This is a genomic window from Pseudomonas sp. NA-150, from assembly GCF_044336365.1.
Lineage (GTDB): Bacteria > Pseudomonadota > Gammaproteobacteria > Pseudomonadales > Pseudomonadaceae > Aquipseudomonas.
The window spans coordinates 5785545-5806838 of sequence record NZ_CP172305.1; the positions used below are offsets into that span (position 1 = coordinate 5785545).

The 21294-nt window shown below is 53.9% G+C and carries 12 protein-coding genes; 4 read left to right on the forward strand and 8 right to left on the reverse strand.

Going from position 1 to position 21294, the window contains the following annotated elements; all coding sequences use genetic code 11:
• Nucleotides 1-305: 305 nt before the first annotated feature.
• The 5 genes from ACF0H7_RS27205 to ACF0H7_RS27225 form a co-directional block, all read right to left on the reverse strand.
• Entirely contained in the window at nt 306-3224 is a 2919-nt protein-coding gene (locus tag ACF0H7_RS27205) for an AAA family ATPase (protein WP_397449916.1), read from the reverse strand.
• Nucleotides 3211-3816 carry a hypothetical protein gene (locus ACF0H7_RS27210; RefSeq protein ID WP_397449917.1) on the reverse strand — a complete coding sequence of 202 codons (606 nt, stop codon included), beginning with the start codon at nt 3814-3816 and terminating at the stop codon, nt 3211-3213. Before ACF0H7_RS27210 ends, ACF0H7_RS27205 begins: the two co-directional genes overlap by 14 nt.
• Nucleotides 3817-3822: 6 nt before the next feature.
• Complete coding sequence (locus ACF0H7_RS27215; RefSeq protein ID WP_397449918.1) at nt 3823-5421, reverse strand: ABC-three component system protein; 1599 nt, start codon at nt 5419-5421, stop codon at nt 3823-3825.
• A 488-nt stretch (nt 5422-5909) separates the two neighbouring features.
• A protein-coding gene (locus ACF0H7_RS27220; RefSeq protein ID WP_397448421.1) for an IS3 family transposase occupies nt 5910-7138 on the reverse strand; the annotation gives its coding sequence in 2 pieces (ribosomal slippage) (nt 5910-6787 and nt 6787-7138; 1230 coding nt in all).
• Nucleotides 7139-7158: 20 nt separating this feature from the next.
• Nucleotides 7159-7980: a restriction endonuclease gene (locus ACF0H7_RS27225; protein WP_397449919.1), complete on the reverse strand. Its 822-nt coding sequence runs from the start codon at nt 7978-7980 to the stop codon at nt 7159-7161.
• Nucleotides 7981-8788: 808 nt separating this feature from the next.
• Here ACF0H7_RS27225 and ACF0H7_RS27230 point away from each other — a divergent pair.
• The 4 genes from ACF0H7_RS27230 to ACF0H7_RS27245 are packed head-to-tail and all read left to right on the forward strand — an operon-like array spanning nt 8789 to nt 12354.
• Nucleotides 8789-9202, forward strand: a complete 414-nt coding sequence (locus ACF0H7_RS27230; RefSeq protein WP_256344199.1) for a hypothetical protein — start codon at nt 8789-8791, stop codon at nt 9200-9202.
• Nucleotides 9202-10575 (forward strand): 7-cyano-7-deazaguanine synthase, encoded by a 1374-nt coding sequence (locus ACF0H7_RS27235; protein WP_397449920.1) that lies wholly within the window; start codon nt 9202-9204, stop codon nt 10573-10575. The genes ACF0H7_RS27230 and ACF0H7_RS27235 overlap by 1 nt, the downstream gene beginning before the upstream one ends.
• Nucleotides 10572-11741, forward strand: coding sequence for an ImmA/IrrE family metallo-endopeptidase (locus ACF0H7_RS27240; protein WP_397449921.1), 1170 nt, complete (start codon nt 10572-10574; stop codon nt 11739-11741). Before ACF0H7_RS27235 ends, ACF0H7_RS27240 begins: the two co-directional genes overlap by 4 nt.
• The gene (locus tag ACF0H7_RS27245) at nt 11716-12354 is read left to right on the forward strand and encodes a hypothetical protein (RefSeq protein WP_397449922.1); all 639 of its coding nucleotides are present in this window, start codon (nt 11716-11718) and stop codon (nt 12352-12354) included. Before ACF0H7_RS27240 ends, ACF0H7_RS27245 begins: the two co-directional genes overlap by 26 nt.
• Nucleotides 12355-12403: 49 nt before the next feature.
• Here the strand turns inward: ACF0H7_RS27245 and ACF0H7_RS27250 are convergent, their stop codons facing one another.
• Genes ACF0H7_RS27250 through ACF0H7_RS27260 form a run of 3 tightly spaced genes read right to left on the reverse strand, consistent with a single transcriptional unit; the run spans nt 12404 to nt 21287 of the window.
• Nucleotides 12404-14503 (reverse strand): UvrD-helicase domain-containing protein, encoded by a 2100-nt coding sequence (locus tag ACF0H7_RS27250; RefSeq protein ID WP_397449923.1) that lies wholly within the window; start codon nt 14501-14503, stop codon nt 12404-12406.
• Nucleotides 14500-20832, reverse strand: a complete 6333-nt coding sequence (locus tag ACF0H7_RS27255) for a DEAD/DEAH box helicase (RefSeq protein WP_397449924.1) — start codon at nt 20830-20832, stop codon at nt 14500-14502. Before ACF0H7_RS27255 ends, ACF0H7_RS27250 begins: the two co-directional genes overlap by 4 nt.
• A gap of 5 nt (nt 20833-20837) precedes the next feature.
• On the reverse strand, nt 20838-21287 hold the full coding sequence (locus ACF0H7_RS27260) for a DUF262 domain-containing protein (protein ID WP_397449925.1): 450 nt from the start codon (nt 21285-21287) through the stop codon (nt 20838-20840).
• Nucleotides 21288-21294 lie beyond the last annotated feature (7 nt).

The following is a 21294-nucleotide window of genomic DNA, read 5'->3' on the forward strand; positions in this document are numbered from 1 at the left end:
GAAAGTCGTTCGGGGTGGCCGGTCGCCCCCTCCTTCCCTCAAATCCCAATATGGGTTCCGCACATAAGTTCAGCCTCCCTACTAACTCGTTTTATCTTCCATAAATTAAACGGTTACCTAATCTAACTTTATGGCGGTTCTGACACGCGAAATAGGGGAGCTAATGCCAGTTATGTGGAATCTTCTAGAATCGTATTTCGCAGGGTGAGCTGACAAATCGTCCTACTTGGTTGGTGCTTGTGCGGAAATGAACATCGTGTCAGAAGCGACGCACTGCGTGTTGACCTAACATGAGTCCTCTCTCCTCAATCCGAGTCAATCTCATCCCCCAAACCGGCCACAGTAGAAAGTCCCTCCAACGGATAGACGGTACTCAGCCGGATCCCGCTTCGACCATTACCGTCTAGTTCCAGTATTCGAAGAGGCGGCTGCCGCCCACTTGGTGTCTCTACCAAACCTACACCAGCAAACTTTTCTATGAGGTGTCGAGCCAATGCGCGACTAGAGGTGGTAATGACGAGGTTAAGCGTATTACTGCTTTCTAAGACAGTCGCTCGCAAAATGTCGAGAAGACCGACACGATTCAAGTCGTCCAAATGGACGATCGGCTCATCAAGAAAGAATGTCCCGCCGAGGCTGCGTGCCCGCGCCAAGAATAATGCGAGCGCAAGATCTTGCCGCTGGCCTTGGCTAAAATCTTTGCCCGGATCGAGCTGCTGGTCCCCTGCGTCAGCGAGCCAATGCAGAAAGTCAGTATCCGCACCGAGATTGATCCGGTCAAAAACACGATTAGCATGCATCCGCGCGAAGAGCGGGTTTACCACTCGGCTCAGGTCTTGAACCTTTTGACGGCTAATCGTGGTATAGGCCTCATAGAACACTGCACGGGCGCGGTTCGCGGCGTCCAACCTACCCGTCATCACCCTTGATTCATCGATTAAAAGTTGGGTCGCCTGCTGAAGCTCCAACAGACGAGAGCGACGAGATTCGGCTGCCCATGCTGCCCGAGCCGCCGTAATGTGTCCTTCAATTACAGTAAGGCGAACGTTTTCTTTTGTGAGTTCAGACATCAATGTATCGAGCTCGGCGTTCGACCATTCAATATCTGGCGAAGCCTCTTGCCATGCCGATTGCAAAGAGGCGAGTTCCGCTGACTTTTGCTCTAAGCCCAGACGGCAATCCTTCAAATTTTGCTGCGCCGCGGCATACTTTGCGCGTAGATCGTCACGATTACTGATCGCAGCCTCGATAGACTTCGCGAGCTCAGCAAGCTCGAGCTGTACCACACGATGTCTTGCCTCGAAGACGGTATCCAAATGTTGGTGCAGGTCTGCGACCTGGAATCCGGAAGCGGGCATGCGAAATTCAGAACCGAAAACTGTAGGTAAAATCCCATCTCGGGCTGACAGCAGCACGGAAATAGCGTCGGCTACATCCAGATGCGCAGCAAGAGACTTGAACTCTTCTGCCGTGGCACCTTGGCTGACACCGAGCCTTTCCAGCTCGCGACCCTGAACAGCATTGGCCAACTGCAGATCCGATTGCTCTTTTTCCAGTCCGTGTAGATATTTTTGCTTTTGCAGAGCTGCATTGAGCTGGGAGTGTGCAAGCGTGGCCGCATCATCGGCTGCGGCAACCCCAGACCTGGCGGCTACAACTAACTCTGGGGCGGCGGAAAGCGTCGCATTGATTGCTGATCTTAGATTTTCAGCATCCTTCCAGTCATGAGAGCAAAGAGGGCATTTTCCAATGTCCACACCATGGTCATGACCTAAAAGCTCCCTCGCAGCAGCTTGTAAGCGAGCCACAGGGCTCGCCACAGCATCTAGCAGCTTGGTGGCAGCTTTGGCGTGAGAAACGGTCTCAGCGGCTTTTTCCTGCAAATGCTCCAGCTCCTCACGTGAGGGAGCATCTGAGCGAGCGGCACTAACCTCGAGGTCCAGTTCCGCTAAGCGCTTGGTCTCATAGCTGGATCCGGCACTAGATAACTCAAGCCCTTTCAATTCATGACGACGTTGTTGTCGTGCGCTCGCCGGCCATTGGTATTCAGAGTATTTATGCGAAAGTTCTATGAGGCTTAGAGAAAGATCATCGGCAAAACCGCCATCCAGAAGTGTGGCGACTACCATCGCACCCAGATGAGTCAGTTCATCCTTAGCCTTCGCGACTTCTTGCGCCAGCAGATAGGTGGCTTCCCGCCGAGAATTAAAATCAGTGAGCTCAGTTGCAGCTTGCCGTCCATCCTTTTCAATCTGGGCTAAGGACTGCGCCAACGCAGCCTCAAGATTGATCCCTTCAGTGACAGCCATTTCTAGGCTGCTACGAATGCTCCACTTCGCCTCAACACGCTTAGCTGCGTGTGAGCGTGCATCGAATAAGTGTTTGTAACGACTGTGCAACGCGGTGAGAGAGGCGAGTTGATCGTCGAGGTTGGGCTGCTCTACGAACCACTGAGTATCCTCGGGCGCAAAGAGATTCGCGGCAGTATCCGCCTCGAGACGCGCCGAGCTCGAGTGCGAAGTCCCGGCCGCTTCATCAGGGCCAAGAGCGAGCTCCAGATCAGTAACTTCCGCTGATCTCGACTCAGTCATTTTTGTAAGATTTCGCAGACGTCTACCGATCTCAACAATGTACTTTTCACACTGCCGCTCGGCATCAAGCAGATGCCGAATTCCGAGCAAATCCGCGAAGACTTGAGTTCGTCGCTCGATAGTTTCTTCGTCGGTATCGACCAAGGCCGCCAGCGCTTCAGAACTCAAAAAGCGCGTTCCTTTAAGCCACCGCTGCCGTAAATTTATAGCAGTTATAGCATGTGCTTCGTCTGCCGCTGCGACCGGAGCCAAGAGGGCCAGAAGTTCGTTGGGACGAAGGGTAACTGCTGCCCCTTCATCGGCACCATATGCTGCAGAAGACTGCGATCCATCAACATCTCTTCGGACAAATTGTTCCGTTCCATCAATATAAAGGCTCGCAGCGGCGGAGGTAGTGGCGTCATTTTGGCTGGGAAACTTCGGACTCAGAACTAGAGCGTCGAATCCATTACCTTCCTTCAACCTTTCTACTTGGCCTGTAAGCAGCCATTCTGCAGCCTCGCACATTGTTGTCTTGCCGGTGCCGTTTGGAGCGTATACCACGGTCAAAGGTGAGCTGAAATCAAAGCGGACAGAGTCGTTGAGCCCACGAAAGTGAGACACATTGAGAGTGTTAAGTCTAATTCCGCGCATTCAGCGGCCCCTCATGACGTAAAATTGTCCCATTGACGCCAAGCGTTGAAAGCTCGGCCCACAATGCTTGAGCTTCAGAATCCAGCTCTGGCCATTGGAGTTCATTACCCGAGGGGGCAGCTGAATCTGGCAGTCCCAAGACTGTTATGTCGGCTACTCGTTGCCACAGACCCGGCTCATAATTGTAATCTACAGGTGATGAAGGCCAAATCATGTGCTTGCGGCACACCTGCGCCGACAGCTCTAGTCGGCGAATCTCCTCTCGGGCATATGCCTCAGGGGCCTCGGGGATGGCGAGCACTAGATAGCCATCTATTGGGCTTCCAGGAGACAGCCTTTCGTTCCGGACGAGAACTTCATCAAACCAGGCTTGGCCTTGCGCCGCTGCTCGCTCGATGGAAATATGGTCACTTCCACTGCAGGGCCATAGTAGGACAAGCGCGTAAGACGAAGACCAAAGCGTTGTTCCCGCAGGCGCGGAAATCATTATGCCCGGTGAGGGAAGCTCTGGAGTCTGGTCGAGACCTACTTTGACGCACAGCTCATTAAGCTGCTCGCGGGCGGAGTTCCAAAACTCAGAGTCTTCATTCATGCATCTTTACTCCCTAAAAAAAGAGGCGATCTGACCGAGCAATTCCGCGACTCGCTCGTCATCTTCTGATGCCACGTATTCTGTGTAGACAGCGGCGGCTTTCGACAATCCGAGACCGGCTACTCTGCGCATGCCTCTGAGACCCCTTATGTCCCCTGTCACGGGTGCAAGTGACCCACCAGCGCGAAGATCAGCATTGCCCCTTGGAGTGGTGCTGATGTCATCGCGCCTCTCTGGTGCGATCTCTCCGCTGTCTAGGTCGCCATAACGAGTCGCTCCTAGAACGATTAAAGGCGGATGTGGACCACCTCTATCCCGCCATTCTCCGAGAGAACGTTTTAGCGCCCTAGGTGACTCGTTATGAGAACGCCATATTAGTAAATGCCGGTTTTGAGCGCGGACGATGAGTTGACCAGCGGCACCAGGAGAGTCTTGCCAATCTATTCCATCAATCGATTTCAGCGTTGCTAGCGCGTGAAGGCCGGCTCGAAGAGCGCTGATCACTTCAGGATCATAAACTGCGTCAGGATCGACCGGTTTGAGGGAGCTTGTGCCCTCCAAAATGGTGTTGAGCATGGAACTCGAGTCGGCTGATTGGATAGTGCGCAAATGTTCGCCGATTTCGGCGATGCCTGCATCTAGCCGCGGGGCTGCATTCATGTCAGGCGGATACCTACGTAAAAAGCGCTCAATCTCATAGGTGACCTTGTTAGGAGCAGCCGGCACCGGGAGCATCATCCCTGTGTTCTGAATAGGGCAAACCATATTCCCTCTCCAAATCAGCAAGCTGTTAACAGGGGTGTATGGCGGCCAATACACAATACCTGCAGTGACTGATGGGTGTGTAGCTCGTACCACCGCTCCCACAATGCCCTGAGAACTCAGCGCCCGCGTCGCAGTGAGACTTTTCTGACCGTGAGGCATCTCAGTAAATGACGCAAAAACACCACTGAGACTTCTCCATTTATCGTTCGCCTCATCTGCAACGGGCCTATCGTGAGACACGTTGCATAGGGCGACTACTCCCCATCGACCCGCAAGAACGTGGTTCAAAAGGGAGTCAATAGCGATTCCCCAATTCTGGTTGTATCCCGTCTGGAGCAAGGAACCTACGATGAGCGCTGGACGGTCATTGTTCAGGCTCTCGAGTTTGCGGTAGATACGTGCTTGGGGTGAACGCCCATTCTGCCCTGCAGGCATCAGTAAATCAGCACAGATCAGAGGAAATAGGTCCAAGTCGTTGAAACGCAGATGCAAAAGTGTGTCATGGGCCTGCACATCGTCTAACTCGATTGCCTCATAACTTTGCTGGAGAACATTTTTAAGATAAGTGATGCAGTGCGTCTGACCGTTTGGCTCATGAATCCAACACCAACCGCCATTCACACGCATCGCAGGGCTGATGCCATTACGAGCCTGCTCCCAGGCGAGGTGCCTAACCGTGCCGTCTTCGGAGGGCGCCCCATACCATTCGAGTACAGCTTCACCCGACGAGACACCAAATCCGCTGACCAAAACGAGTGGTCGATCGACACCTCTGACAAGAGCGTCAACAGCGTTCCAGTCCACTGAGCCCAATGCCCACTCCGGTGCAACAATGAGCACAGGGTCACCACCTGGCGCTATCGTGGACAGGGCAGGTCTCGTCCCATCTGGCCCAGCCTCGAGCAGATTGCGCAGAACATTCAACGCAGTCGTCCGACTTAGATCTCCTAAGGCCTCATCAATGGACGCAGGCAGCTGCAGCAGGCATAGATTGAGTCCACCTCTGGGGCGAAGCGCACAATTAACTTGAACGCTCGTGTAGTTGTCTTGAAACTCAAAATTCAGGTCGGGCACGATAGCGCAGCCATTAGCCTAGGGCATCGAAGAGGGACGGTAGAGCAGCAATTTTGGCGGGTCAATACGCCATCATCTGCAGAAAAATTATCGTCGAATGAATGATTCACTTAGGGTACAGATCGCGAACGCGAATGAAGGGGGAACCGGTCTCTGCCGCGCGGCGGACTTTGATCTTGAGGAGTTCGGATAGCGAAATCTCCCGATCTAACATTTCGTACAGTGTCTAGTCCTGAAATAGGTTTACACCTGTTTCACTTCAAAAACGCCCGATGCACCGCATCGGGCGTTTTGTATTTCAAGGCTAGGTGGGGCCGCTTCTCGTTGTAGATCCTTACAGACTCTCCAACCATGTGGGTCGCATCAGCCAAGTCCTTGGGGCGGTGCAGCAAGAATTCTGTTTTCAAAATGCCGTTCACACGCTCTGCGAGCGCGTTCTGATAGCAGTCATAGCCATCGGTCATCGAACACCTGACGCCATGCTTGGCGTGCAGCCTTTGGTAAAGATCAGAGCAATACTGGGCACCTCTATCCGAGTGATGAACCAGTAGCTGATCGGTTTTCCTTTGTCGCAGCGCTTTACTCATTGCCTGGATGACTGATGCCGTGTGCAGGCTTTCATGCACGTGATAGCCGACAATCTTGCGAGAGTAAGCGTCCGTCACCAAGCTCAGATAAACGACACTTTGCTGCGTAGGCAAGTAGGTGATATCTGCGACCCAAACCTGCTCGGGACCTGTAGCCACAGCCTGATTAGGGCCAGGTTTGAGCAGGTTGGGGTGTCGGCGAAAGCGATGATGGCTGTCAGTTGTCTTGTGATAGGCACGCTTGCGCTGAACCAGCTGACGGCGGTCACGCAAGATATCAAACAGCCGGTCTCGACCGACCTTCAGGGCCTCGTCGGGCTCTGAGTGCATCAGACTATGCAGCTTGCGAGTACCTAACCGAGGCAACTGAAGGCGCGTCTCAAGAACGAAGCCCATTACGGTTTGGGCGCTCTTCGCGCGCGCGTCAAACGCTCGGTTACGTTTGTAATATGCCTGTCGGGAAATGCCCATGAACTGGCAAGCCCTGGAAATGCTCAGGTCTTTGATTTGCCCTTGGGTGAGGACTTGCCGGATCGCTTTTTTACGACGCAAACACCGTAGTCGTTTTTCAGAACGTTCACGACAGCTTCAAAGAACTGCGCTTTCTGGTTGCTTAGCGCCAACTGTTCTTCAAGCTCTTTGATCCGTTGCTCGGGCGTCAACGGGAGGTTTGGTTCGGTCATGGACCTGTTCCTCGGCTCTCGAATTGATGCGCCTAGGCTCCAGTCCTGCCGACCATGCTTGCGTAACCAGACCAGCACCGTGGACCGGCCTTGGATGCCATAGCGCCGTTGGGCTTCTTTATAACCCAACTCGCCTTTTTCGACTTGGTCTACGACCGATAATTTAAAGGCTAGCGTGTAGTCACGCTGGCTCCGCCTTTTGCCTGATTCCATTACATCCTCCTGAAGATAGGTCAGAAGGTGTAAACCTTATTCAGGACGAGACACAGATCTAATCCATCCATGCAAATCACCCGCCTGCCTCGGCCGAAGGCGGCAAGACCATCCTCTGTGAACCCGCTATTGCTTACAAATAGTCCTCGAGTCCAAGCAGCCTTCTGCTCGATCTTCCCATGAAACGTATGCAAGTCGGCGACACCAATGGGTTGGCCGTGCCATTTCGCTTCGAGCAGATAAACCTCGTTGTCCAGCTCAAAACTACCGTCTATTTGCTCACCTCTAAGCCGAAATGGTTCTCGGGCTGCCAGCTGAAATGCATCGAAGAGGTTTTTGAGAAATGCCTCGAAAGCATAGCCACGAGCGTGAGGCAGGAGCGTACCGACTTCTAAAAGGATATTTTTGAATGTGGCGAATTTACACCCTTCAATTACCGGCTCGACCGGTTTCGCTGCCGTCGGTGCGGCCTGCGGTTGACCCGACAGCCGACTTAACAATGCGTGATACCTCTGCTCTGCATTGGCGATTGGGTCTGGGGATTCAGTCCGAATGAGATGCTCGCTCCGATGCTCCCAAAGGGCAGCGAGCAGCCGAACAGCATCAGAGTCGTTGCAACTCTGTAGGAAGCACTTTAAACGCTTGCCCTTCGAACGACCATTCACCGCAAATTTAGGATCGTCGATATCAACATTCAGCTCTGCCGCGAAAAAAGCCGCATAACTGACGTCTGAAAAGTCCAGGACATAACCAGCACCACGGACGAAATCGACGAGGTCGTCTACGAAGCGTAAGTCAATAGGTCTGATCGAGCTAATGTTGGACTCCTTCCTATGACTCACATTTCCTAGGTGCCCAATCTTCCTTCAACACCTAAAGCCAACGCAAGACCGTTCGACTCAGGGAAAGAAAATCGGCTCTTCGGGTAGCTGCGTTTATGGGGCCGTCAAGAACGTAGCTGAGCGTCGAATACGCCAAAGCCGCGAGCATCGACCCGCCTTGGCGCAAACGGGCTGAGGGCCACGGCAGCGACCAATGCCTTGGCATGAGGCCAACATGGCCAAGGTTCTGGCCTGGCAAGGCCACTCCAATAGCACGACCCGAATCAATGCCGCCGACGGATAAGACCGGAGTATTCTCCGACGTTTAAGGCCACAACCTTGTCTAAATGCGGACATTTTTGAAAAACCTTCAGGGGTTTCGGCGGATCTCAGGCCCCTCTCCCCACAGCGTTTATGAGCCCAATCTAGTCGGCCAAACCCAATAGCTATGATGCGTATGCCTACTTGAAGGGCGTCCTCACACGCCCGCCCACGCAGCCGGCGAGTGAAATCGGGAAGCTGGTGCCGCATCGTTGGCGACCGGCTTGGTTTCGCCAGACGGAATACCCAATAGCTTACCGCCATTCTTTCTGATTGTGACTTTGACATTGTCAGATTTTTAGTACTAATATCTGACAATGTCAAAACCGGTATTCACTGGGGGCTAGACGAAATGAGCGATGGGCCACATAGAAGCTTGAAGCTGCGAAAGCCATGGAAAGAACTGGCAAAGCGTGCGGACCAAGATACCTACGATGCCTCCCAGATAGCTGAGGCTACGGCGTACGCAGTGGCCAGTGACTTCAGAATGGAGGTCTCGTGGCATCTGATGGAAGCCCTGAAAGCAGTCTTTACCGGTTGTGATAACTCCCTAGAAATGCCGGAACTTGCGCTGGATCAACTTGAAAATGCGAAAGCTCTAGCAGCAGCCTCCGTTTTTGGAACGAATCTTGTGGAATGGAGCATCACCCTCATCCATGAAGGCAAATTTGGAATTGAAGCATTCCATGAAGCGGTAGGCCTTGCCGCTAAAGACCGCTGCCACGCAAACATCCGGTCGATCGAAGAACACTACCTTCGCGACTCGAATGAGCACAGAGCAGAGCACGTGAGTAAGAGACTCCAGAATGCCATTTCTACTCTATCGAGCACCCAACTCGGTCTGGATCTTGTGGGCCCAGAGCCCAATCGAATCCTCCCCTCTAGGAAGATGGAAGGTCTTGATGACGGGGTATCGTTGTGATGAACACCTTGCCGCCTAAGGAAATAGCTGTAGATATACTTGAACCTGGCGCCCGCAAAAGAAACGGTGTGGTCCCGTGTTACATCGAGAAGAACATCGAGTTCAATCTTGAGGCTCTCGCATCCTTCTCATCCCATGACAAATGGGAGCCCGTAACGTATGACGCACTTCTCATAGCCGCTGCGGTCGAGTTCTGTGATCGCATCCTTGTCCGCAGCACCATGAGCTGGGGCAGGCGGTTCATCGTGCATGTTCCAGTACACGACGTTGAACGGTGGTCGAGTAACAAGGTAGATCGAGCGCTCGTCAACGCGCTGAACCTCCTGACCGGCGACGACTGGAATTTCAACTTTCGATCTCGAAAGCAAGCCGCACAGAGACCGCCACAAGGCCAAATATCTTTTCCTTCCGATGCAGAGGCGGTCATTGCTTTCAGTGATGGAATGGACTCCCGTGCGGTCTCTGAACTTGAGAGCAAGCGCCTAGGCAAACGCCTGATTCGTCTTCGAATAGGGAGCAAACAACATGATATTTCAAAGAGGGAGCGACAAAGGATTCCGTTCACGGCCATCCCATATTCAGTCAAACTTGATGACGCAAGAAGCGCCGAGAGAAGTGCGCGCAGCCGCGGGTTCAAGTTCAGCATCATATCCGCAATTGCGGCGTATCTAATTGATGCTCCAATGGCCATCATCCCCGAAAGCGGACAAGGTGCCCTTGCACCTGTGCTCCTTCCTGTTGCACATGGGTATGAGGACTATCGAAATCACCCCGTGTTCACCAAGCTTATGGAACGCTTTATCGAAGCCCTTCTTGGTTATCGATTCCAGTACACCTTCCCCAGGCTTTGGATGACGAAAGGCGAGACCCTGCGTGAGTTTGTGGAAACCTGCGGCCCTCACGCGAATTGGATAACGACCAGGTCGTGCTGGCAGCAATCCCGACAGGTAGCCGTTTCAGGCGCAAGAAGGCAGTGCGGTATATGCGCCGCGTGTATGCTTCGCCGCCTTAGCGTCCACGCTGCAGGATTAGAGGAGCCACCAACGAATTATGTATGGGAATCCCTAGACAGCCCGACCTGGGAAACAGGCGCAGCAAAAGAATTCACCAGTTGTACTAAAGCCTTGCGACAATACGCTATCGCAGGGGTGCTTCATTTCGAACACCTTTCTTCGATTCGGGAATCTTCGCAGTACGAACTGATCAAACGCCGCAGAACGACCGAACTGGCTCGAGCTCTGGCCGAGTCGCCACATGCCGTGGCGCAGAACCTTGACAGGCTCTTGCAGCAACATGCCAAGGAATGGTCAGCGTTCACGAGCGATATGAGATCAGAGTCGTTCGTGAGGAAGTGGATAGATGGCGCATCATGACCAAACCAAACTTTGAACTGAACCCAGCTGAACTGGGTGAACGACTGAAGGTCGCGCGCGAAACCGCGGCCATGACCCAAGACGCAGCGGCCAAAGCAGTTGGCTTTGCTCGAACCACTCTTGTGGCCATTGAAAAAGGACAGCGCTCTGCAAAGCTTGACGAGATCCAGATGCTTAGCCGCTGTTATGGAGTATCTGCTAACTCTTTGCTACGCCGAGAAGCGGTCCATGTGGACCTTGTTCCTCGCTTCCGCTCACTCCCAGACACTGGTGATGCAGGCATCGACCAAGCTGCTCGGATGCTGAATGATCTCGTCAGGGCAGAAGTAGAACTTGAGAACATTTTAGGTGTTCGGAAAACCTCAAATTATCCGACCGAAAAAAGCATCTTGCCTGGCGATGTACGCAAACAAGCAGAGCACGATGCACATAGCCTCCGAAGCTGGCTAGGGCTCGGCGAGAGCCCGATTCAAGATCTGTTTTCACTCATAGAGATGCAACTTGGAATTCGTGTCTATAGCCGGAGACTTGAATCGAAAGTGTCTGGGCTGTTTGCCTATGACGACGCCGTTGGCGCCTGTATGCTAATAAATGCAGTACATCGGAAGGATCGTCAAACTCAGACTGGCGCCCACGAGCTCGGGCACTTTATAGCGACGCGGCGTCAGCCCGAGATCTATCAAGCCGAAAAGTATGAAAACTCGCGTGAAGAGCGTTACGCGAACGCTTTCGGAAGCGCGTTTCTAACGCCAGCCCGTACTGTCATGGAAAAGTTCAAAGAAGTGACCATTGGATCAACTCACCTCACTCGTCGGCACATCATCCTGCTCGCTAGTTTCTTTGGTGTTTCACGCCAGGCGATGATGTTGAGGCTTGAAGAATTGGACCTGACCAAAAAGGGTACTTGGGATTGGTTCATGGATAATGGCGGTATAACCGACGACCAAGCCCAGCAGGTACTAGGCCCGATAGCTCACGATTCCACGCCTACGGAAGGCGCGCAATCAACGAGGCTTTTTTTATTAGCTATCGATGCGTGGAAGAAAGATCTAATCAGCGAAGGGCAAATGTCGGATTTGCTTAAGCTCGATAGGGCAAAAGTACGCGAGTTGCTTGATGAGGCAGAAGAGGATGAGGTTGATGACCTTTTCAAGCTGTCTCACTGATCGAGATAGCATTCTCGTTCTAGACGCCAGTGTCATCATAAACTTGCTGGCGACTGGCTATGCAGGCGCAATCCTGCAAGCAGTTCCGGCTCCTATTGTCGTCACCGACAATGTAATACGGGAGATTGAGCAAGGAGCAGTAAACGGCCGGCCTGAGCCGAAACAGCTTTCGGAGCTAATCCATAATCAAACTTTAAAGAGAGAAGAGCTTTCTGGCATTGCACTAGAGCACTTCTTTGACTTGGTATCCGGATCCACAGCGGCCTCGCTCGGAGACGGAGAAGCCGCGACACTCGCGCTTGCACATAGCAACGGGTTCACAGCTGTCATTGATGAAAAAAAAGCAACTCAAATTTCCTCCCAACGCTTTGGAACACTGAGACTAATTACAACAGTCGATATTCTTGCTTACGAGCCCGTGCGTATTTCAATCGGAGATAAAGCCTTAGCCGATGCAACGCTTCAAGCGCTGAAACACGCCAGAATGCAAGTCCGAGACAGCCAATTCGACTGGATTGAAAAGGTGATCGGATGCGAAAACGTAGGTTTATGCCCAAGCCTTAGGAGGCTTGCAAAGCTTAAGCTGGCAGAGCGCCGCAATGTTAGCCAGTAATGCTGGACCAACTTATACAGCTAAAAATTAGCTGTATAAGTCTGAGAATTCAGTCACCAGAGGGCCGCACTAGGAGAAACAAATTTCTCTTTGCTCGAGTAGCAGCAACGTGCAGCAAGCATCTTTCAGAAATTTCAGTATCTTCGGTTACCCCTGCATCCTCATCACGGCTTAATTGGTCGGCGTAGGAAGCGGCTCCTCTGTAGGCGGCAACAATCACTACGCTAAACTCAAGCCCTTTGATGCGATGCATGGTGGCCAGGCGAACGCCCGGCTGTGCCGAATCGTCAGAGGTTGAGTTGTCCAGTTTCAAGTGAACAATACCTGCCTGCTGCAGAGCCCGAGCGACATTATCCAGATCGTCATTAGTACGCGCAGTGATGCAAACCTGTCGAGGCTCCATCCCATCGTCGTGCAATTGTTTAAGGATCGCCTTTATATGCGGCATATCTTCGTGTGCGGAAGACGACTCGATGATATCCGGCACATCACCATGCGTCAGAGACCGATAACCGCGCAGAGAGTCCACGTTGCCATCCAAGTCATCGACAGCACATCCTTCGAGTTGAGCGCAGGCCCATTGACGGATTTCGTCGGTGGTTCGGTAATTCACCTTCAGGTTATGGCTACGGCCGCGAACCTCGATGCCCACCCGACTAAGCACGACTTTGTGCCGGTAGATACGCTGGTGGGCATCACCAACAATAAACAGGTCGTTTTCGGCTACCTTTACTGCCGTACGAATTAGCTCAAAGCCCGCGTTGCTAATGTCCTGGGCTTCGTCCACCACCATGGAGCGGATACCCAGTGCAGGCTGCTCCTTCCTTAACAACTGAGAGGCCTCACGGAAAGCTTCTTCTGGCTCGCGCAAATTGGCAGCTTGCAGTTGGGCCCGGTATTCGGCAAACACCGGCCAGATAGACTTACGCATCGCACGGCCAAGCTGACCACCGCGGCCTACTCGACTGGCACGCATATAGTCCTCAACAGTTTCGCAGGCTTGAGGAAGCACCACCCGCTCATATTCGGCACGCATGAACTGCAAGCTGAGATCAACCGATGCGGGCATCGCCGATAAGGCTGCTTGCCAGAAACGGCGACGGTCGCCTTCGTTATACAACAGGTTATGTGGATAACCAAAACGACGCAGAAGACTGGAAGCCCACTGATCCAGGTTCACCACCTGAATTTTCTCCAACTCCTGCGGTGTGCACAGCAGAGCCAAATGCTGGCGAATGTCCTCAGCCAAGGTTTTGGTGAAAGTGGTAAACAACACCGGACGACCGGGCAAATCAGAGTATTGTCGTGCAAGTCTTGCAGCGCGATGCATGGCTACAACAGTTTTACCAGTACCTGCGCCACCGGTCACCTTCACAGGGCCACTCCAGTCACGCTCAACCAACTTACGCTGGCTTGGGTGCAGGAAGACCCTCCAATGGTCTAGAGGTGCCGCCAGTAAAGCTTCTAGATCGCTGTCGTCAGTAAGCACCACGAAATGACGGCGTGAGCTATCACGCTCCAGCGCAGCACCGAAGTCTGTAGGGTCGACCGCCGCCGGCGCGGATTGATCACTGATAATCTTGTCGAAAGTCTCGCCGGCAGCAAACAGATACAACGCTTCGTATGCCTCATCGGGCAATTGCGCTTCCAACACCTCAAGCTCGCGCTCATTAGTAATAGAGCGCACAGCTTCCAGCCGGTCATCAGGTACACCCAGGCGGCGAATTTCGCGGTCTTTGAGTGCATCGAACAAGCCTGCCACTCGCACTTCAGCCGGTGTGTCAGCAGCCGTCGTGTCAGCAGCCTCCTGCACTGCATAAACCTGAATACTGCCAACATCCGGGTGGATAGCGACTCGATGGCGACGCGCCCAGTGATAGGCATCGTCATGCTGATCGACCCATAGCAGGCAATACACATTGCCTACATCCGGCTTGAGTACAATGCCACGCATATTGTCGTTGATCCGAACCGAGCGCATGTTCGGATCGGCGGCATCATGAATGCGCTCATAATTGATGCCGGTCGCCATTGGGTTCTGACGAAACTTTGCAACGAAGGCCAGTACCGCCTGCTGATGAGAACGTGGAACTACCGAAAACGACTTCAGGAAGTCATCGGACATTGCAATCTTGAGTGCCAGCGTCATGCCAGTGTCTCCATCAAAAGGGTTCTCAGCTCATCAGGCAACTCACTGCCGTCAGCGGTAAAAGAATGCCAACCTTGGCCAGCAAAAAGCGCAGCCTCTGATCCAGAATCTGGCAGTAGTACCGCGGTACGAACATCTGGCCAAGCCAATTCAGCTTCTGCTATTACGCGACCTTTTTCATCCATCAACTCATAACCCACTTCTGGGGCGGTTACGTCCAAACCAGCCAGAGCCAAGCCCCAAGTTTGTACTTCATGAGCAGCCAAACTCAGCGCTTCCCGCCAGGCCTCAGACAGCCCGCCGGATTTTGCTTTGAGCGCAGAACAATCCTGCAGCGCAGGTAACCCTGGCATTTCAGCGTTGCCAACCCAAATCTGACTCAGCGGCAACAATAAGTTCAGTGCCTGCCAAAGTTGCTGCCAGCGTAACTGAAGCTCGCTTTCGGGCAGGCCATCTTCTTTCCACTCGCCAACCAAAACAGGCTCAGAGCCTGCAGAGCCATTTCCCGTCATCACTTGCTTCAGATGCTCCGGATGCATGGCAATGGCCAGCATCCAGGCTGTACCGAGCTGACGCAGGCTCAACCTATGCAGTTGCAGGCCTGGTAGCAGACCCAGCTCATCCAAACGCTGCCAGAAAGCTCCTTCGCGCAGGACTTGAAGCGCAGTAGTGTCCCCCGGCGGCATCAACATTCCCGCAGCCAGGGAGACGGCCAATTTGCGGAGCGCTTGGTGTTGCCCATGAGCTAAACGCTGATGCAGCTGGGTAAAGGACGGCAGCGATTTGAAATTGGAGAGTGTTGCGATGCCCTGTGCCGCGCACAGCTTCTGCACTACCTGCTGCGGATCATCATTAAGCAAAGTTGGCCAAGGCGATGGCGTAGGTAATACCTGGCTTTGCAAGGCGCATTCGACATCATCCCAGGTCAGCGTCCAGACTGAGAACTTCCCGCTCTTGGCCACCGCCATACGTTTTGCCAGATCGGTAGTAATGATGTCTTTGTGGTACTGCCAACCATCAACAAAAACCGCCACGGGCATGTCGTCGGCTGCATCATCCGGCCAGAACACGAAGTCAGGCTTGCACGGAATCAACACACCATCGCTGGCTCCCAGATTGACCTGCAACTCCATCCGCCAGCGACGCGAGCCAGCCTGTATCTGATAGCCCGCCTTGCCCTTGAACAACAGCTCACTCAGCTTGAACTTCTCACCTTCATGCTCACGGCGCAGCGCTTCGACAAACCGCTTCTCCAGCATGCTGTCCAGTAACTGGTTAGCTGGCTGGGCTTCGGTCAGATGGGTAACAGGCTTCAGTGCTCCCTTATACTGCATCACCTCACCCAACAACTTCTGTGCTGTACGTCGCGAGATAGACTTACGATCATGGCTGTTGTGATAGCGGTACACGCAGCGATAACAGCCATCGGTGTCCGCATTCTGGTTGCAAGTACAGGTATTGAGGGCTTGGAGTGCAATGTCGAATACTTCCAACAGCGGTTCGGGCGCGCGCATCAATTCCTTGAGATAGCCGGTGCCACCTGGCACGCTGTCGTAGATCACCAGATAACAACGCGGCGTATCTGAGCCCGCAGCCATACGCATATCTAGGGCAATACGCAGATGGTCCACTGCTCCCCTAAACCGCCGCGCCAACCCCAACTCCAGAGCCGACACAAAGCTCAGCAGGGCCTCGTTGGTATCGGCAAAACCCACCTCGGGCAAAAATAGACGAATGCCCTCACTAGTGAACTCTCGGTAGAGGAACACGCACTGCTGCGTGCTCGCCTCGGGGTTCTTGCGCTTCGCGCACCAGGACGAATGGTTGCGATATAGCTCCTCGGCCTTGCGCTTGCGCTGTAAGGTGCCGCACTCGGGGCAGATGCTAAAACCAGGGCGGCTGAGTTCCTTCCCGCCGATCTCCATCGGCATGCCTTCCGCTGACTGCTCACCAAAGTTCACCTCGCGAAAAGTCACCCGATCGAGAAACTCGAAGCCGAAAGGAAATGTCTGCTCGTCAATCACAAAGGCCTGACGCACGGCATCAGGCGGGCTATCCACCAAAGCTTGGCGCACATAAAAGCCGCGCTGACGCTCGTCTGAGTCGTCAGCAATACGGCTATCGCGATCCAGCGTTCGGGCAAACACCGTGGTCAAGCGCAGCATCTCATGTACGCGCCCACTGTCGCGCCACAGCGTATCGCCACATCGTGGGCAGTAAGGGTGTTGATCACCTGACGACAGCGGTTCGGTATAGGAACACTGCCTACAAAAACGCCAGTGTTCCGGCTTGATCTTCGATACGTCGATCTGGTTGATCACCACCCGCCGGCCTTCGGCATAAAAGGTGTTGTTCGGTGCCAACTCAGTGATGGCCGTAGATCCAGGTCGCTCATATTCGAAGGTCAGCGGATCAGGAGCGGATGTTCCAGGCTTTGAATCGCGCACAATGATCGAGCGCAACAGCACACCTTGCTCCGGGAACGCATAGTTGGGTAGCAAGCCCTCATCAGTCAGCACATTGAGCGTAGCCTTACCCTCAATGCTGCCAATCAAACGCGAAAGCGCAGTTCGATCTTGAAGCAGTCGTGCCAACTCCAAATCCTGATCCTCACCACGCACCGTCAATGCCTGCAGCTTATCGATCTCCTTCACTGCGGCCTCACGCTTGCGCTTGATGCTTTCAACATCACTTGCAATGCCCTGCAAACGGTTGACGATCTTGTACGCCAACGGGCTGCTATCACCGTTGCTGCCCTGAATGAAATTAGCCAGCCATTGGCATGTACCGTCGCTCAAAGGGCACATCTCCCCCTGATTGAACAGGCGCAAGAACCGTTCAAGAAGCGACGCCTGGTGCTGTTCCACAAAACTCAACCAAGGGTAAGGAAACTTGCTGTTGGTCTGATTATTGATCGCAGTGAACACCCCACGAATTTCCTGAGGGATCTGCGCCGCCCGTCCGTTCTCATGCACCCAGCAATCCAAGGTGAACGCTGTAAGTTGACGTTCAAGTACCGCTGAGGCGTTAAGGAAAACCCCTGGTGCCTGCACGGAACCTGCAATCATGGTTTTCGGGTCATCCCAGAAATACAGGTCATGCGACTTGCTGGTCGCCATGCTCATCAGCAACGCATTACCCGTGCTACGCCCTGCCCGTCCTGCTCGCTGAATGTAGTTCGCCTGCTGTGGAGGAATCGAACATTGCAGCACACTGGATAAATCGCCGATGTCGATGCCCATTTCGAGTGTGGGTGTTGCGGAGAGCACATTGATGCCGCCAGGGCGATCACTGTTGGACTTGAAGTTACGCTCCACCGCCTCGCGTGTCTCGCGTGGCAGCAAGCCGGTATGCTCATGCGCTACCACCCGCTGAATGTCCGCATTCAGGTAAAGCTTGCGATAAAAATCACCGGGCAACTCAAGTGCCTGCAACTCGCCCCGGCAATCAACGCGGCGACACGCTTGCTCAGAAAAATCATCCTCTGGGCCAGAGAGTGTTGTGTTGTGGCAGCTAGCACACCGCCACACGTTGCCACCCAAGATAACGTGGAAAGCAGAGGGCTCCAGCCCCCATACACGGATATCCGGCTTCTCGGTAGCCTCCTCAAAACCTGCTAAGCCAACGCTTTCCAATGCCTCAAGAGCAAGCCGATAAAGCGGCGCAATCAAGGCATCCGTGCCCAGCGCCAGATCATGCAAAGCAGGCAATGTCTTGAACGCCCAGTCGCTAAACAAACGGGCATGGCTCTTAGTTATACTGACGCAGCGACCAAACTCTGCAAGTGTCAAAAACCTCGGTGGCCTCGGGCTGGTTAGAAGCTTGAACTGGCTTGAATTCTTCTTATACCCCCAAGGGCTGCTACCCATTCGCGCATAAAACCCTAGTTCCTGATCACGCCAAGCCCCGATGCGCTGCATGTTTTCCAGTAGCCCGCGCAGTAAAACAACAACTTCGTCCAGCTGCGCGGCGGCTAACGGTTCAAGCGTGTCACGTAGACGTGGCAACAGCCATTGAGCGGCTTCGTCTAACTTGCCAGCAAGTGGCACTACGCATGCAGTTCCCGTAGCTACCAGAGTGCGACCAATATGAGCATCCTGGCCAAATTCTGCATTGAGCACCCAAGGCAACACCCTCGCCAACTCGCCAGGTAGGTTGCTGCTTTCAGGCAGCGCTCCCTCTTCCATCAGGGTCTCGTAATCACGTAGCCACTGCATTTGCGGCGGCAGGAAGTTAGCAATGTAATGACCATCACCTAACACCGTGCGCCAACGTTGCGCGAATGCTGTTGGCAAATTTTCCAATGTCACAGGTCGCCCAGCTGCGTAGGCATCAGCAATTACCTGCGCCAACGCCGGGCGTAAGTTCATTCGCCAGGTTCGCGCGGCAAGGAACCCTGCACGATGCGCCGCATCCTGTACCGAGTCAGAGAAAGCAATCAGCTTTTTGTCCGGGTTGAAGCGCGTTGCAAACAACTGTCCCACCATCACCGCCGCCAGACTGGCCGCTTGCGAACCAACAATCGTCAGCGTTTTATAACCGGCACAGAAAGGACAATCATGGTGCGACTTGGTGAACTTCGCGCCATTGCGCGTGCCTTCACGCAGGTTGCTGGCAATATCTACAGCCAGCAAAGGCTGATCCTCACAGTGTGAGCATTCGGTTTGCGATGCCTGATGCAAGGAGCCGCAGGCAGGGCATACCTGCTTGCGCTCGAACACCGCTGGGTTCGCCCCCGCACTGGAAGGAAAGATAAAACGGGTACTCACATCCTCGGCGAAGAACGCGCTGTAAAACGCCTGCAAATCATGGGTGAGTTGATTGGGGCTGATCTTTTGCTGCGTAGAACCCCAGCCGGTGGCGTGGCACTCGCGGCAATGGATCACCGGAAGATGCAGTCGCTCCATATCGGCTTTACGTAAGTCATCGTAATGCCGAAGCTGCGGTTCAGCATCCAGCACAGCTACCATACGGCGCAGCTCACGTAGCCAGATTTCCACCTTAACCTGCAAGAAAAAGTTCTGATGTGCATCCTGGCGTGCATGCGCCACCAACGACAGCAAGCTAGACAACCAAAGCAGCGCAAAGCGCTCATCATCGCAGTTCGGCAAACGGCGCTTGAGCAGTACCAACAGGTCATCCAGCAACACGGACTTTGGCCCAAGACGCTCCAGATCACGCAAAAGATTCTGGAAGGCGAAATGGCTCTTCAGGTGCTTACCTAAGCCACAGCGCCAAGCAAAATCCTCTGCCTGCATGACCGAGCAAGGCTCACCGAACCACAACGGTGCTTGGGCCGCCAGATAGGCATGCAGGTCGTTGTAGTTCTCGGGTGCCAAGACATCCAGGTCACTGGGATGCGGGCTTTGGGTGAACTCAACCAGTGCTTCAGCGAGATAATCCCCAACCGACTCGCGGTCCTCGGCGATAACCGCACTGTCATCCAACACTTCACCAAACACATCACCAGCAAACGCCAGCAAATCGCTAACGCCATCATCGCCCAGCGTTGCCGAAGTACCGACGCACACCAACTGGCCCGGCGGCGCATTCAGCCGCCCCTTTAGGCGGCGAATCAGACAAGCCAGATCAGTACCCTGCGCACCATCAAAGGTATGCAGCTCATCCACCACCATGTAACGCAGCGTGTCCGGCTGCTGATGCGCCCACAAAGGGGTATCAGCTGCACGCAGCAGCAGAAAGTCCAACATTTTGTAGTTGGTCAGCAGAATATCCGGCGGATTTTCACGCAGGGCATTGCGGTCTGTAACCACCGAATAACTGCCGTCGCTCAATTGGGCGACCGTTTGCGACTCGACAGCCGGCGCATCCCCCACATACAAGCCTGCACGAATCCCAATAAGGCCAGCGGCCTTAACGATTTCCTTGGCCACGCGCCCAGATTGGTCGCTGGCCAAGGCATTCATCGGATAGAGGATGATCGCCTTGATGCCACGCCGCCCCTCTGCACGCGCCACACGACAATGCTCAAGGATCGGATATAGAAAGCACTCGGTCTTACCCGACCCCGTCCCCGTTGCTACCAACGTGGATTGAGCCTCTGAGCCCGCCAGCCGCGCAAAAGCCTTGGCCTGATGTGCATGGGGCACAAAGCTGGTGGGTAACCAAGGGAAAGCCGGTAGGCCGCCACTCAGCTGCTTGCGAAATGGCAGGGGCAACGTCAGATACGGCCCTTTGAAGATATTGCTGCGCTCAGCCAAAAAGCGCTCCAGCAAGTCCTCAAAACCAGTAGTAGTGGACGGGAATGCGGTACGCAGAAAGTCTGCGACGCCCTGAGTGACCTGCTGAGAAACGATTAGTGGCTGCATATTTTTTACTCGGCAAGATCAGCTTCAGTGAGGGACCATTTTTTCACTGAGAACCCGGCGAGCTCCATGCTGCAGGCAAGGATCGCATCCTTGGAAAAGGCTAGGTTGGTATCAGTATTCTTGGCCGCCAGCCCCTGGATTACGGGATGCGTGATGTAGGTATTGTGGGAGTGCTCCTTGATGGGCAACTCATCGACTGCATTAACCAAAGCGTTGAGCAGAATGGTCAGTGTGGTAAGCCGCTGTTGACTATCCACCACCTGCAACGGTGTCATCTTTCCAGTCTGCGACAAAATAAAGGTGCCCAGATGGTGGCCACCGCCCAGCTCCATTGCTTCCTTGATATCCTCGAACAGGTCACCGATATTGCTGGTCGTCCAGGCGTAGTCACGCTGGTGAGCGGGAATTTCCAGGGTTTTGCCAGTGAACAACTGCTCGATGGATAGGGTAGCCAAAATCCGT

What these genes read in the sequence shown, in the direction of transcription:
- ACF0H7_RS27205 (WP_397449916.1), bottom strand. Translation starts at nt 3,224, where the DNA reads ATGCGCGGAATTAGACTTAACACTCTCAATGTGTCTCACTTTCGTGGG.
- ACF0H7_RS27250 (WP_397449923.1), bottom strand. Translation starts at nt 14,503, where the DNA reads ATGACGCTGGCACTCAAGATTGCAATGTCCGATGACTTCCTGAAGTCG.
- ACF0H7_RS27230 (WP_256344199.1), top strand. Translation starts at nt 8,789, where the DNA reads ATGGAAGCCCTGAAAGCAGTCTTTACCGGTTGTGATAACTCCCTAGAA.
- ACF0H7_RS27245 (WP_397449922.1), top strand. Translation starts at nt 11,716, where the DNA reads ATGACCTTTTCAAGCTGTCTCACTGATCGAGATAGCATTCTCGTTCTA.
- ACF0H7_RS27255 (WP_397449924.1), bottom strand. Translation starts at nt 20,832, where the DNA reads ATGCAGCCACTAATCGTTTCTCAGCAGGTCACTCAGGGCGTCGCAGAC.
- ACF0H7_RS27240 (WP_397449921.1), top strand. Translation starts at nt 10,572, where the DNA reads ATGACCAAACCAAACTTTGAACTGAACCCAGCTGAACTGGGTGAACGA.
- ACF0H7_RS27235 (WP_397449920.1), top strand. Translation starts at nt 9,202, where the DNA reads ATGAACACCTTGCCGCCTAAGGAAATAGCTGTAGATATACTTGAACCT.
- ACF0H7_RS27210 (WP_397449917.1), bottom strand. Translation starts at nt 3,816, where the DNA reads ATGAATGAAGACTCTGAGTTTTGGAACTCCGCCCGCGAGCAGCTTAAT.